General features: G+C 44.4%; 14 protein-coding genes and 7 tRNA genes. 14 read left to right on the plus strand and 7 right to left on the minus strand.

Features of this window, described 5'->3' with window-relative positions:
• Positions 1-12 precede the first annotated feature (12 nt).
• Both BUA78_RS05510 and BUA78_RS05515 read left to right on the plus strand, forming a co-directional pair.
• Positions 13-960, plus strand: a complete 948-nt coding sequence (locus BUA78_RS05510) for a hypothetical protein (RefSeq protein WP_072911728.1) — start codon at positions 13-15, stop codon at positions 958-960.
• 121 nt (positions 961-1,081) lie between these two features.
• Entirely contained in the window at positions 1,082-1,372 is a 291-nt protein-coding gene (locus BUA78_RS05515; protein ID WP_072911730.1) for a hypothetical protein, read from the plus strand.
• Between the two features lie 65 nt (positions 1,373-1,437).
• Here BUA78_RS05515 and BUA78_RS05520 read toward each other — a convergent pair whose 3' ends face one another.
• Both BUA78_RS05520 and BUA78_RS05525 read right to left on the minus strand, forming a co-directional pair.
• The gene (locus tag BUA78_RS05520; RefSeq protein WP_072911733.1) at positions 1,438-1,998 is read right to left on the minus strand and encodes a gamma carbonic anhydrase family protein; all 561 of its coding nucleotides are present in this window, start codon (positions 1,996-1,998) and stop codon (positions 1,438-1,440) included.
• A 74-nt stretch (positions 1,999-2,072) separates the two neighbouring features.
• Positions 2,073-2,366: a hypothetical protein gene (locus BUA78_RS05525; protein ID WP_072911735.1), complete on the minus strand. Its 294-nt coding sequence runs from the start codon at positions 2,364-2,366 to the stop codon at positions 2,073-2,075.
• A 259-nt stretch (positions 2,367-2,625) separates the two neighbouring features.
• Here BUA78_RS05525 and BUA78_RS05530 point away from each other — a divergent pair, with 259 nt between their 5' ends.
• A complete protein-coding gene (locus BUA78_RS05530; RefSeq protein ID WP_072911738.1) occupies positions 2,626-3,711 on the plus strand; it encodes a coiled-coil domain-containing protein in 1,086 nt (361 codons plus the stop codon).
• 36 nt (positions 3,712-3,747) lie between these two features.
• On the opposite strand, the gene BUA78_RS05535 is transcribed toward BUA78_RS05530, so the two are convergent.
• The 3 genes from BUA78_RS05535 to BUA78_RS05545 all read right to left on the minus strand — a co-directional run bounded on the left by BUA78_RS05535 (position 3,748) and on the right by BUA78_RS05545 (position 6,396).
• Complete coding sequence (locus BUA78_RS05535) at positions 3,748-3,987, minus strand: hypothetical protein (protein WP_072911740.1); 240 nt, start codon at positions 3,985-3,987, stop codon at positions 3,748-3,750.
• 208 nt (positions 3,988-4,195) lie between these two features.
• Positions 4,196-4,717, minus strand: a complete 522-nt coding sequence (locus tag BUA78_RS20145; protein WP_072911742.1) for a hypothetical protein — start codon at positions 4,715-4,717, stop codon at positions 4,196-4,198.
• Between the two features lie 113 nt (positions 4,718-4,830).
• Complete coding sequence (locus BUA78_RS05545) at positions 4,831-6,396, minus strand: ABC transporter substrate-binding protein (RefSeq protein WP_072911744.1); 1,566 nt, start codon at positions 6,394-6,396, stop codon at positions 4,831-4,833.
• A 122-nt stretch (positions 6,397-6,518) separates the two neighbouring features.
• Between BUA78_RS05545 and BUA78_RS05550 the strand changes: the two genes are divergently transcribed.
• On the plus strand, positions 6,519-7,379 hold the full coding sequence (locus tag BUA78_RS05550; protein ID WP_072911747.1) for a TIM barrel protein: 861 nt from the start codon (positions 6,519-6,521) through the stop codon (positions 7,377-7,379).
• Positions 7,380-7,426: 47 nt separating this feature from the next.
• On the opposite strand, the gene BUA78_RS05555 is transcribed toward BUA78_RS05550, so the two are convergent.
• Complete coding sequence (locus BUA78_RS05555) at positions 7,427-7,903, minus strand: general stress protein (RefSeq protein ID WP_072911749.1); 477 nt, start codon at positions 7,901-7,903, stop codon at positions 7,427-7,429.
• Between the two features lie 462 nt (positions 7,904-8,365).
• Here BUA78_RS05555 and speE point away from each other — a divergent pair, with 462 nt between their 5' ends.
• From speE to BUA78_RS05590, 6 genes are all read left to right on the plus strand, one after another.
• On the plus strand, positions 8,366-9,199 hold the full coding sequence (speE, locus tag BUA78_RS05565) for a polyamine aminopropyltransferase (protein WP_072911752.1): 834 nt from the start codon (positions 8,366-8,368) through the stop codon (positions 9,197-9,199).
• A gap of 15 nt (positions 9,200-9,214) precedes the next feature.
• The gene (speB, locus tag BUA78_RS05570) at positions 9,215-10,084 is read left to right on the plus strand and encodes an agmatinase (protein ID WP_072911754.1); all 870 of its coding nucleotides are present in this window, start codon (positions 9,215-9,217) and stop codon (positions 10,082-10,084) included.
• Positions 10,085-10,187: 103 nt separating this feature from the next.
• A tRNA-Asp gene (locus tag BUA78_RS05575) sits at positions 10,188-10,264 on the plus strand.
• A 3-nt stretch (positions 10,265-10,267) separates the two neighbouring features.
• Positions 10,268-10,343 (plus strand) — tRNA-Phe (locus BUA78_RS05580).
• Between the two features lie 14 nt (positions 10,344-10,357).
• Positions 10,358-10,432: transfer RNA gene (locus BUA78_RS05585), tRNA-Gly, on the plus strand.
• 98 nt (positions 10,433-10,530) lie between these two features.
• Positions 10,531-10,605 (plus strand) — tRNA-Cys (locus BUA78_RS05590).
• A gap of 86 nt (positions 10,606-10,691) precedes the next feature.
• Here the strand turns inward: BUA78_RS05590 and BUA78_RS05595 are convergent.
• Positions 10,692-11,390, minus strand: coding sequence for a 4Fe-4S binding protein (locus tag BUA78_RS05595; protein WP_072911757.1), 699 nt, complete (start codon positions 11,388-11,390; stop codon positions 10,692-10,694).
• A 190-nt stretch (positions 11,391-11,580) separates the two neighbouring features.
• Between BUA78_RS05595 and dut the strand changes: the two genes are divergently transcribed.
• From dut to BUA78_RS05615, 4 genes are all read left to right on the plus strand, one after another.
• Positions 11,581-12,150, plus strand: coding sequence for a dUTP diphosphatase (gene dut / locus BUA78_RS05600; protein WP_238456735.1), 570 nt, complete (start codon positions 11,581-11,583; stop codon positions 12,148-12,150).
• A gap of 67 nt (positions 12,151-12,217) precedes the next feature.
• Positions 12,218-12,293 (plus strand) — tRNA-Phe (locus BUA78_RS05605).
• A gap of 13 nt (positions 12,294-12,306) precedes the next feature.
• A tRNA-Gly gene (locus tag BUA78_RS05610) sits at positions 12,307-12,381 on the plus strand.
• 129 nt (positions 12,382-12,510) lie between these two features.
• Positions 12,511-12,585: transfer RNA gene (locus tag BUA78_RS05615), tRNA-Cys, on the plus strand.
• Positions 12,586-12,621: the final 36 nt, after the last annotated feature.

Raw genomic sequence — 12,621 nt, forward strand, 5'->3', positions numbered from 1 at the left:
GAGGACTGGCCGGTGAGAAATTCCGTTATTTTAATTCTCAAGCCAAAGCAACTGTTCAAATTATTTCTAGTGGTGGTTTGCCTAATAACACTTTTAGGCGTGGTAAGAGACAATATCAACCCACCAAGGGTTAACTCCTTGCCCCACAGTGTACCGCCAGAGATTGAACGGGGTGAGTTTTTAGCCTGGGAAGCAGTGGATCAAATTTTTCGTCGTTACACCAATGCAACTGTGATTGATGTTGATACCGGCCTAAGCTTTCAGGTACAGCGGCGGGGTGGGACGTATCATGCTGATGTTCAGCCACTAACGGCTCATGATACCGCCATCATGAAGATTATTTACAACGGTACTTGGAGTTGGCAGCGCAAAGCAATAGTTGTAAAGTTAGGCAGTCAGCGCATTGCTGCCTCAATGAACGGTATGCCTCACGGTGCAGGTGCCATTCGTGGTAACGATTTTAAAGGGCATTTTTGCATTCACTTTCGGGATAGTAAGGTGCACCAATCCGGCAAAGAAAACCTGGCTCACCAAATGATGATTTGGAAGGCTGCGGGTAAGTTTCAACAAATGATCACCGCGATGAGTCCGGAAGAAGTTATCGAGGTACTCATGAATGCTTTGGATCAGCAGGATGCAGGTTTGGCTCTGAAGACATTATATAAACCCTCTGAGAAACAACGTGCTGATATCGAGGCTATGTTACAGCAACTAACTCACATTAGGGTGCAACGGATCCGTTCCGAAGGCGGCAACCCGCAGACCTTTTGGGTATATCTTAGTCTCCAGTATAGGGGTGGCAATCGAGATGTGGAAAAAAAGATTGAACTGCAGGTGATGGATCAGGGGGAGGCCGGCTGGCGGATTATTGGTGATGGTTTGCAGGAAATCTTAAACAGGAAAACTTCTGTGGAAATATTTGATGTACGTATTTTTGATGACGGAGATCAATGTAATTAACCCCCTGGCACGCCAAGGGGGTTCTTTTGACATTACTTCCACCATTTTCATAAAGGTCAAAAACAGACTTTGTTGAATACACATAGGGTAAGTTAAGAACACGAAAGGAGTTCATCTTAAAGTGCGATCTCATCTTTACCCTGCCTTCACAATGGAATCCGAGGAGTTTGAACGGGCCTTACCTGTCGCCATGAAATTTTCCAAAACCCACGAAGTTCCCTGCCGAGTGTTACGGGAAGGAACCCTTTATGCCATCTGTTTTGAAGATGTAGCAGTCCCTAGGGGCATTGTCTATGGACATCAGTACGAAAAAGAGCTGGAGAAAAAACTAGGCAAATATGCTATTCAAGAGATTGTGTACCTTTCCCGCGAACAGTTTGAGCAAGGTATTTGCTGCGATCAAGCGGAATAAAAGTAATCATACTTTAAACTGATAATACAGATCGTTGTGACTAGGCGGCAATCTAATGAAAAATATTATTCCACTTCTCCTTTAACAACCACCAGGTTTTCTACGACCTGGTCTTTTTTTTGGCTCTTTTGGTGATCCTGGGCAGTTTTTACATAGTTCCTGGCAGACTCTCGCAATTTTTGCCTTTCTTCCACGGACAATGAACGTACGATTCGGGCGGGTGATCCTACTACCAGTACGCCTTCAGGGATTTCCTGGTTTTCTTTTACTAAGGCACCGGCCCCAATTAGGGTTTCTTTACCTATTTTTGCGCCAGTGAGAATAATGGCACCCATACCGATTAGGCAGCCATCCCCAATTGTACAACCATGTAAAAGTGCTCCATGACCTACGGTGACTTCTTCCCCGATGATCAGTGGTATACCTTCATTTTGGTGCAAGAGACAGCCATCTTGAATATTCGTGGTACGTCCGATACAGACACCAGCCACATCTCCTCGAATGACGGCATTATACCAAATACTAACCTCATCCATTAATTCCACCTGTCCTACTACCATAGCACCGGGAGCGATGTAAACAGAAGAAGCGATTTTGGGCTGCTGTTCTAAATAAGGTAATATCATAAATTAATGCCTCCCGAAAATAGATAATAACTCAATTATAATAAATATCCCAACCGTGAAGGTTGGGATATTTATTATAATTGGATGTAAATAGTTTTTTCTTCTTCGTTAAAGGTTGCGGGAAACTTACCCTTGCTGTCTATGCCAAAGTACTGTAGAAACCCCTTGGCACCGATGCGAGTTTTGTTTAAAATTAAACCACTATCCGGCGAGGCTGCGGAAACTCTGATAACTTTTCCGTCTCTATCGTATGCAAGCTGAATGTGATCAGCATTTAATTTACTAACAAGATTTCTGTTTAATGTTATATGATTTTTTGATACAGCTACATAATTTTCGGAACGTGGAAAATACACTTCAAAAGGCATAAAGATAACCTCCTGTTATTCTTTTTGTTGATTATACTTTGATTAACAAAAAATGTCAAATAAAACTTTGTCATCTTTTGTAGGCTAAACTATAAAGCTAAGTATTATTTATTATTTAATTTTATTTTCATGTACAGCTTGATATGATACTGCTTATTTGTAATTGTTTAGATTTTGATTAAATTGTACGAAAATCTAGGCAACCATCGGCCGATATAAGTGTTATGCTTTAGAATGGGTGCAGGAAGGGTGGTTTGTGATGTCTGTATACAGGTATAGTGCAGGGATTATTGCGTTACTAATTTTCTTGCAATGCTTCTTGCCTGCTGCTGTAGCCAGTGAAAACATCCTAGAGACGCATGAAAAACTCAGACAAAGGGAGCAGCAAATTGTAGCAGAACTGATTCAGGCAGATTTGCTATTAGATCGAACCAATAGGGAGTGTGCCAAAGTACAGACCACCCTTATGCAAACCAGAGCACAGTTGCCAACTGTTCAAGAAAAACTGACGATTTCCCAAAATAAGCTGATAAACTGTCAGCAAAGATTAAGCCTGTGGTTAAGACATTTTTATATGGAGGGCCAGACAAGCTATTTATCTATTCTACTAGGTGCCATTGACCTGGGAGATTTTATTAATCGTTTAGCCTTGGTGGGAGTTCTGATATCCCAGGGAATGAAGGAGTATAACACTACGATAGTGGCCTTCGCTAGTGTAAAACAAAGGACGAACGAACTGGGGCAATTGGAACAAACCTTAGTCAATCAGCAAAAAAGCCTGGATATTAAAAAGCAACAGGCGATTACCTTACAGCAAAATAAGCAAAATTTATTGGAGCGGACTCGTCGGGAATTGGGAGAAAATCAAGATAAAGTATTAACCGTGGTAGCAAGACTGCATAACACCCTAAAGCCTCTGGAGACCCTATTAGCTCGGTTTGAGCAGGCTCCTTGGGAACAGTACCGACCCGATCAAATGCAGTGGCTGGGAACCAAAGTGAAGGCAGTGTATAAAGAAAGCACCATCTCTAAACTTTTGTTCACCGGAGTGGATCAGAATTACGCTGCCCGGGTAAGTTTTGCTGGACAACAGTTGATCATTCAAGGGGTAAACGAGGATAACATTCCCTTTACCATTGCCGGACAGCTTGGGGTAACCGGCCAGAATATCTGCTACAAAATACAGTCTATTCGGATTGGGGAGGTTTCCCTCAGCCCCGACTTGGTTCGTTTGATCGCTGGGGAGGAAGGATTATTGTACCCCCTGGGACGGTTAATGGGCTGGCGTCTGCAACATATTGACATTGAGGAGGGCAAAGCGATTTTGGAGCTTGTGCCGGCATAAACAACCCCTGCCGTGTTTTAGCAGGGGTTAGCCTATTTAGGAAATCTTTTGAATGGGATCCACTGTTTTACGCCGAGAAACCTGTTCATCGGCGTAGTCGCTGGAGAGTAAATAGAGGCTTACCCAAAGATCGTGTTCGGTGGGCTTACCCTCCAGTTCTTTGGCAACATCTTTAAACTTTTTCTCAACGCGATCCTTAAAACCAGAGAATTCGGTGAGCATATCGATAACGTCCCGCTGATTATAAGCCGCACCCTCTTTTAATACCTTTGCCAAAAATTACACCCCCTGTAAATAAATACCGCAGTATGTGGTATCATTATACTTCCTATAAGTTATTTCTGTTAAGGGGTATAAATTGTCTAAGAATTCCAGAACTTGTTAGAAAAACTTGGCTGACGCCATACTCTAAAGGATACGAGAATCTTTGGCATCCGCCTACACAAAATGAAAGGGCCTTCTAGAGGCCCTTTCATTTTGTGTATTAAGATTGGTATTGAGTATATGGTTTGGACTGTTGCTGAGTATATTGCTGCTGAGTATATTGTTGAGTCAGCGGTTGGCTGAATCTTTCGCTTACATAGCTGCTCTGGGGTGAACTCATGCCATAGGTAGTATATTGGGTTTGATTATTTTGTCCATATTGCTTTTGACCAAACTGTTGTCCATTCAAGTACTGACCCATATTGCCAATGCTGCTTAAGGACTGCTGATTAGCGGCAGAATAGGTATTCTGTTGTTGTCCTGTACTTTGATAGCTAGGAGACGTATTTATACCCTGGTAGGCACCAACTTGATTGATTTCTTGGCTCATGTGCTGGGCAGTTTGATTTACCTGTTGCAACTGCTGTGCAGTATTAGCCTCGCGATGGGACAATTGTTGCAATTGCTGGCTGTTCTGTTGTTCAGACTGTTGCAGTTGGCTGCAAATTTGCTGAATCTGGCTAAGGTCATTTTGTAGATGATTGATACGTTCTTGTAGTTGTTGAATGCTTTGATTGTACATGTGTGTTCCTCCCTAAGAATATTTTAGCTATCGCCTACTCATATTCTTTTCAGAAGAGAAAAACATATACGCTATTTTTGGCAATAGGCCAAAATTATAGTAGTATTTGAAGTTTACTTGGTAAGATGAGCCTTCGCTAGCAGGGGGATACCGAAAAGATTGAATTCAACTCCTTGTAATTCTTTCCGACAGGCAATATTCTCCTGCCCATAATTCAAAAATACCAGAGGAGTATCCTGTAGCATGATTTGCTGAGCATGATAATAAAGCCTCAGCCGGATTTTTTCATCTACTTCCTCTTGGGCAGCACTGATCAAGCGGTCCACTTCACTATTTTTGTAGTGGCTAAGATTGGTTATTTCGCCAGAGGCTAGTAGAGTGTAGAGAAAATTATCGGGATCTAAATTATCTCCCACCCAGCCAAACAAAAAAGCATCCCCTTCCTGGTTACGCAGAGCAGATTTAAATTCATGCCAGGGATAGGTTTTTATTTTAACCCGAATACCTGCCGGGGCTAATTGTTCTTTAATCAGCGCAGCCAATTTTTCGCCCCCGAAGGGATTGTAAGGACGGGAACCTTGGTAGGTGATTAAGGTAATATCAAGGCCGTTTGGCAAACCACATTCTTTTAACATATCCTTTGCCTTCACGGTTCCGCCGGAATAAGGCTGCAGGTTTTGGTTGTAACCCAGAAAGCCGGGGGGTAAAATACTGTTAGCGGCTAGAGAGGGGCTGCCAAATAACTTGCGGGATATTTCTTTTCTATCAATGGCCATACACACTGCCCGTCTAACCCGCGGCTGGTTAAAAGGGGTCTTATTATTAAAGAGTCCCAGGTAACCCAGGGAGGCGGACGGCTGATTCGTTAGGGTTATATCGGGGATATCCTTTGTTTTCACCTCGGCCATGTCCCCAAGGGTAATGGCACCGGAGGTAAGCCCAGTGGATCGTTGTGCTGGTGCTAGGTGAGAGAAAGCGATGGAGTTCAGGGGCGTCTTATCGCCCCAATAATCAGTAAAGGCAACAAGAACAACGTTTTCTTTTTTCCATTGCGCCAGTTGAAAAGGACCGGTGCCTACCGGATGCTGTCCCACTTCATCCCCATACTTGGTTACAGAGCTAGGACTAACGATGGGAGCAGCCCAGGGCATCGCCAGGTTTCTAATAAAGGGAGCATAGGAAGAACGCAAGGTAAACTTCACCGTGTAATCATCAATGGCTTCCACAGCTTGTACCATGCCAAAGGCAAAACTACCATAAATCATATTATCCTTTTTTTGCGGCGGCAGTTGTCTTTCTACAGAGAATTTGACTGCCGCCGCATTAAAAGGAGTATTATCGTGAAATTTTACATTCTTACGTAATTGAAAGGTCCAAGTTTTACCATCCGGTGAAATCTGCCAAGTGGTAGCCAGACAGGGTTCAACATCGGTAGAATTAGGTTTGTAGCGAACCAGTCCTTCAAATAAATTGCTGATAACCTTAGCTTCGGCTAGATTGCTTGCTTTGGCTGGGTCCAGAGTTTGGATGGGCTCCGCTAGAGCATAGTTTAAGTCGATTTTTTCCGGCACTTGAATATTAGTGAAAACAGCAGAGTTGGATCGCTGCAGGCTGATGACGACAGAAAAAAAACTAAGAAACAAGAGTAAAAAAGCAACTTGGTAAAGCTTACCTCGCATTAAAAACCCTCCATTCCAAAAAGTAACTAATAGTATATTCTTCCAATAATTGTAAAATCCTTCCGTTGAATGGGGTTAAAATGCTGTGCAGGATAAGAAAAACATTATAAAGGGGTATTTAGATGAGTATTCGATTTGGTTCGGCCGGGGCACCGGAGTCTTTTTACGGACAGGGTCATAAAAGCTCTTTGGAGATGCCGGCCTGGTTGGCGGCGAGGGGATTAAATGCCTATGAGTATCAATGCAGTCGTGGGGTAAAAATAAAAGAACAAATGGCCAGAGAATTGGGAGAAAGGGCTAGGCTGCATGATATTGCCTTGTCTATTCATGCTCCTTATTACATTAATCTCAGTACCGAAGATCCAGAGAAAAAGATAAAGACCAAGGGTTACATCATGGATTCTCTGTGGGTAGCCCGCTGGATGGGAGCTACCACAGTGGTTTTTCATCCCGGTGGTGGTCCCGGTATAGATCGGCGTAGTACGCTGGAAAGGGCCAAAGGCTTGTTTACTGAGATCCTAAAAGAAGTGGCGGCAGCAGGGCTGGATGATATTTTGCTGGCTCCCGAAACAATGGGGAAGATCAATCAAATCGGTTCTTTGGAAGAAGTTTTAGAATTATGTATGCTAGCTCCCCAGGTAGTCCCCTGTGTGGATTTCGGCCATTTAAACGCGGTGACTCAGGGCAATTTAAGAACGAAAGAGAACTATGCAGAAATTTTGGACAAGATAGCTACCGCATTGGGAAAAGAAGCCTTGACCCACTTGCACGTCCACTTTAGCCCCATTGAATTTACCAAAGCAGGGGAAAGGAGACATTGGACACTGCAGGAGAGCCATCTCTACGGTCCTCCTTTTGAACCTTTAGCAGAACTGCTCTGGGAGAGAAAGCTGGAACCGGTGATTATCTGTGAATCAGCGGGGACCCAGGCGGAGGACGCACTGGCTTTTCAACAAATGTATGAGTCGGTGAAAGCTCATTAGAAAAACTAAAAATAAAGACGCCGGGTTTGGCGTCTTTATTTTTGGGGTTAGTGGATTTCCACGTTTTCCCCACCGGCCTGACGGAGAATTTCGGAGGCATGTTTGGCGTGGTTATCATCGGCTTTCACCGATATCAACGTTTTGCCTTGTTTAACACGGTTTTCATATTCCCGACCCTTTTCGGCAGGAATACCGTAGTCGATTAATCCCCCGGCAATACCGCCAGTGGCGGCACCGGATAACAGCGCCGCAATGGGGCCGGCAGCTATTAACGGACCAAAACCAGGAATGGCTAAAGCACCGACACTCATAGCCAGGCCAGCCACACCACCGATGGTTGCACCACTGGTGGCACCGTCGGAAACAGAGTCTCCACCGGTGAAGTTACTGGTTCTAGAGTTTCCATTTTGCTGTTCTCCTTTGGCAACCAGAGAGATATCCTTGTCAAAGCCCTGTTGACGCAATTCCGCAATGGCTCTCTCAGCTTGTTGTTGAGAGGAGAAAAAACCGGTAATAGTTTTCATTTGTCCGCCTCCTTAGGGTTGATTGGCCGTACAGCATTAGCGTCCCCGCCTGATGTCTACTTCAATCATGATAAAACTGTATGATTTTGAATAATTTCTTTTAGTTGGTAAAAAACAGTTTATTTTCGACAAGACTTTGGTATAATATGTTTTGTGTTTAGGGAGAATGGATAAAAAGCTCAAAAATAAAGGAGAACTGAGCATGCTGCCCACTCCTAAGAAATATTTCGTAACCGTAGCCTCATCTGAAGGCAGAAACTAATTAACGGCGTTTGACAACGCCCTGTTGAAAGTTTGCCTTGGTAATGTCAACCTAAACAGGTGGCAGAAGAAAACATTCATAACATAGTGCAGAAGCCTTTGAGACTCGCGGTATGGAATTAAAAGAGGTGAAAATTGCCTCTGCGGAGTGTGCATTAGCCGTAGTTCCCCTTTGGTATTAAGAAAAGGAGGTTGCTGTATATGGAATTATGGTATACAGAAAGAGGTATTGTACCTGGACTGGGTTTAAGCGTGCAAGTGAGCAAAGTTTTGCATGAGGAACAAACCGACTTTCAACACCTAGCCATTGTGGATACACCGCTCTTTGGGCGTATGCTGTGGCTGGACAACATCATCATGACCAACATTAAGGACGAATTTGTCTATCATGAAATGATCAGCCATGTGGCTTTAAATACACACCCCAATCCTAAGAAAGTACTGGTTATTGGCGGTGGTGATGGTGGAGTGATTCGGGAAATCATCAAGCACCCTAGTGTGGAAAAGGCTGTATTGGTGGAAATCGATCGTCGGGTGGTGGAAACCAGTAAACAATATCTACCCGAAATTGCCTGTGGTTTAGAGGATCCTAAGGTAGAAGTGCTGTATGAAGATGGCATAAAATACGTGGAAAACCACAAAAATGAATTTGATATCATTATTACCGATTCTACCGATCCCATTGGGCCTGCGGTTGGCTTGTTTGAGGGTAGCTTCTACAAGAGCTGCTACGATGCTCTGAAGGAAGATGGTATTTTTGTGGCACAAACGGAATCACCCTTTTACGATGAAGAACTGATTCCCAGGGTGCAGCAGGACATTCGTTCCCTGTACCCCATTACCAAGTTGTACTTAGCTTTTATTCCCACCTATCCCGGCGGTTGCTGGAGCTTTAGCATGGGTTCTAAAAAGTATGACCCGGAAACAGTGGATTTAAGCCAAAAACCAACCTATACCACCCGGTACTACAACCATGGGGTGCATAAGGCAGCCTTTATGCTACCCAACTTTGTGCGTGATTTAATCAATAAGTAAACCGGAGGGGTGGGCATGTTTCATCTGTTGGATCAATACACCGGCTTTATCGGTAGCTCCTCGGACTATCAGAACTCCCAGATTGTACTGGTGGGGGCACCAATGGATTTCACTGTTAGTTTCCGGGCGGGTACTCGCCAAGGGCCCCAAAGTATCAGACAGGTATCCATTGGTTTGGAAGAATACAGCGTGATGTTAGATCGCGATTTAGCCGATTATGCCTATTATGATGCGGGGGATATCTCCCTTCCCTTTGGCCATGTGACCGAGAGCCTGGAACGAATTGGCCAGGTGGTGGGACATGTCTTAAAGGACGACAAGTTTCCGCTGGTGCTGGGCGGTGAACATCTCATTAGTTTGCCGGTAATCCAGCAGGTGGCAGCCAAATATCCCGGACTAAAATTGCTCCACTTTGATGCTCATGCCGATTTACGGGAGGATTACATGGGACAAACCCTGTCCCATGCTTCCGTTATCCGGCGGGCAGTAGATTTAGTGGGTAGCAAGAATATCTACCAATTTGGCATTCGTTCCGGCACCCGGGAGGAATTTGCCTTTGCCAAACAAAATACGAATATGTTTGTGGGCAAAGTGTTAGAACCCCTAAAGAAGGTTTTGCCGGAACTAGCCGGACACCCGGTGTATATTACCCTGGATATTGATGTGGTAGATCCAGCTTACGCTCCGGGTACCGGAACGGCGGAGCCCGGTGGCTGCTCCTCGGCGGAGATTCTGGAAGCGATCTATGCCATGAAAGACCTTTCTGTGGTGGGTTTCGATCTAGTAGAAATCAGCCCTGTTTATGACCATTCCGAAAGAACGGCAATTTTAGGATCTAAGCTAGTTCGGGAGGGTATTCTGGCCTTTGGTCCAAAGGGTCTTTAAATTATGAAGTAAAATTTCTCAAAATAGAGTAAAATTTTGTTTGACTTATGCAGTCACATTTTGTATACTTATCAATGTCGGCGGCAAACGCTGACAAAAATTTGGAGCTGTGGTGTAGTGGCCTAACATGCCTGCCTGTCACGCAGGAGAACGCGGGTTCGACTCCCGTCAGCTCCGCCAAATGCCTCGATAGCTCAGTTGGTAGAGCAGCGGACTGAAAATCCGCGTGTCGCTGGTTCGATTCCGGCTCGAGGCACCATATTTTCTTACCGTGCGGAAGTGGCTCAGTGGTAGAGCATCGCCTTGCCAAGGCGAGGGTCGCGAGTTCGAATCTCGTCTTCCGCTCCATTTCTATCTCCAGCGGTATAATTTAGATCCGACTAATATTTAAGGCGAGGGTCGTCAAGTTCGAAGCCCCTCCCATCTTCCGCTCCATTTGCATCTCTGGCGGCATAGCCAAGTGGTAAGGCAGAGGACTGCAAATCCTCCATTCCCCAGTTCAAATCTGGGTGCCGCCTCCAGGAAAGCCCTGAACGAGCAGAAATCGTTCAGGGCTTTAATTTTATGCTGATATGTGTAAACAACATAAGAAAAAACGTGGTTGCACCTAGGTGCACCGCGTTTTTGTTTTTTCTTGATGGTCTGTTTTGGGAGCTCTTTGAGTAAAATATAAAGCATTCCGATTGCAAGTGACCGTGCAACTGCCGCATTTTATACAATCTGGGTCGGTTAAAAATCCTGCTTCTTTGCCTTCATGAGGAGTTAGACCCATTGGGCAAGCTTGCGTGCACAAATTGCAGCTGGTGCATTTATCGCTAATGTGCAGTGGTTTTTTACCTTTACCAAACAAACTAGCTAGAGTACCCATGGGACAGATGTGGCACCAACTTCTGGGATGTACCAGGAGAGCAGTAACAATACCCACCAGTGTGGTCATGGTTAGCAAGCGCACAAAGGACATCCCCATACCGTCTAAATTTCCCCAAGAGAAATAAAGTTGAGAACCCAGCACAACAAAGATAAAACCTAACATAAAATATCTTAGCTTAGGAGAACGAAACCAGGTAGGTACCGGTTTTCCTTTACCGGGTTTTTGGAAGAAGATATCATAAAAGGCTCCCCGGGGGCACATCCAGTCGCACCAAGATCTGCCGCTAAAGAAGGACAACCCGACAGCGCCAATCATACAAATTAAGAGCAGAAAACCAGCTGGTGGGTAAATCCAACCTGCAGCAATAACAGTGGGTAGTGCTACCCAGGTTACGGCTTGTTTGCGGTAGCGATTTAAAAGTAAGGTATTTTTCATTTGCTATTTTCCCTTCTGTAAGAGCACTCCTGTAAAAAATAGTATAATTTATTTATATTACGCCTTCAATATATTTATGAATGATACTATATGTTATAAATTATGACAAAATTATTAAAAAAGAGAAGGGAAAAATGCCCTGGTATGTCGAAGTGATAAAAGTCACAAATTCACATTAGGGGTGTTGAGGGTGTTAGAAACCTGTAAGCGGTGTAGATATGGGGTAGAAATAATCCGTGGAGATTATAAATGCGAAAAGCAGGAAATTAAAATCCAGCGGGATGAAGCGCTGTATCCGTTCCGACGTTGCGCTTACTTTGTTTTTAAAAACAGTTTAATTAAAATAAAGAGGCTTCACGAAAATGCAGAAATACCCCGTCGCGCTACTCCGGATAGCGCAGGATTTGACTTGCATAGTATAGAGGATATCTCTATTGCCCCTGGCGACCATTGCCCTGTGCGGACTGGTTTAGCTTTTGAAATTCCTCCGGGGTATGCTATGCTGGTTTATCCCCGCAGCGGCCTGGCAAAAAATTATGGCCTTACCCTAAGCAATGCAGTGGGGGTTGTAGATTCAGATTATCGAGGTGAAGTGGTAGTACTGTTACACAATACGGGGAAGCATTCGTTATCCTTGCAGGCTGGAGACCGCGTTGCCCAGGCTGTTATTCATAGATTGCCAGATATAGAATTGGTAGAATGCGAAGAATTAAGTGAAACTCAGAGAGGTAAAAGTGGTTTTGGCAGTACTGGTTTATAATGAGCATTTTTTTAGAAAAGTAGGTTGATAAATAGAAGAAGGTATGATATATTTTATAAATGTCAGTGCCTCGATAGCTCAGTTGGTAGAGCAGCGGACTGAAAATCCGCGTGTCGCTGGTTCGATTCCGGCTCGAGGCACCATATTTCTTACCGTGCGGAAGTGGCTCAGTGGTAGAGCATCGCCTTGCCAAGGCGAGGGTCGCGAGTTCGAATCTCGTCTTCCGCTCCATTTGCATCTTCAACGGTATAATCTAGATCCGACTGATATTTAAGGCGGGGGTCGTCAAGTTCGAAGCCCCTCCCATCTTCCGTTTCATTTTTATCTCTAGCATCATAGGTAAGATCCCGATGCATCTTTGGCGGCATAGCCAAGTGGTAAGGCAGAGGACTGCAAATCCTCCATTCCCCAGTTCAAATCTGGGTGCCGCCTCCAACTACTAAGTAATTAACCACCTGCGAAGGTGGTTTT

This window comes from Desulforamulus aeronauticus DSM 10349 (assembly GCF_900142375.1).
Taxonomy (GTDB): domain Bacteria; phylum Bacillota; class Desulfotomaculia; order Desulfotomaculales; family Desulfotomaculaceae; genus Desulfotomaculum; species Desulfotomaculum aeronauticum.

Coding starts and splice junctions, on each gene's coding strand:
- BUA78_RS05545 (WP_072911744.1), bottom strand. CDS start 6,396: ATGCGAGGTAAGCTTTACCAAGTTGCTTTTTTACTCTTGTTTCTTAGT.
- speE (WP_072911752.1), top strand. CDS start 8,366: ATGGAATTATGGTATACAGAAAGAGGTATTGTACCTGGACTGGGTTTA.
- BUA78_RS05595 (WP_072911757.1), bottom strand. CDS start 11,390: ATGAAAAATACCTTACTTTTAAATCGCTACCGCAAACAAGCCGTAACC.
- BUA78_RS05530 (WP_072911738.1), top strand. CDS start 2,626: ATGTCTGTATACAGGTATAGTGCAGGGATTATTGCGTTACTAATTTTC.
- BUA78_RS05525 (WP_072911735.1), bottom strand. CDS start 2,366: ATGCCTTTTGAAGTGTATTTTCCACGTTCCGAAAATTATGTAGCTGTA.
- BUA78_RS05550 (WP_072911747.1), top strand. CDS start 6,519: ATGAGTATTCGATTTGGTTCGGCCGGGGCACCGGAGTCTTTTTACGGA.
- BUA78_RS20145 (WP_072911742.1), bottom strand. CDS start 4,717: ATGTACAATCAAAGCATTCAACAACTACAAGAACGTATCAATCATCTA.
- speB (WP_072911754.1), top strand. CDS start 9,215: ATGTTTCATCTGTTGGATCAATACACCGGCTTTATCGGTAGCTCCTCG.
- BUA78_RS05520 (WP_072911733.1), bottom strand. CDS start 1,998: ATGATATTACCTTATTTAGAACAGCAGCCCAAAATCGCTTCTTCTGTT.
- BUA78_RS05555 (WP_072911749.1), bottom strand. CDS start 7,903: ATGAAAACTATTACCGGTTTTTTCTCCTCTCAACAACAAGCTGAGAGA.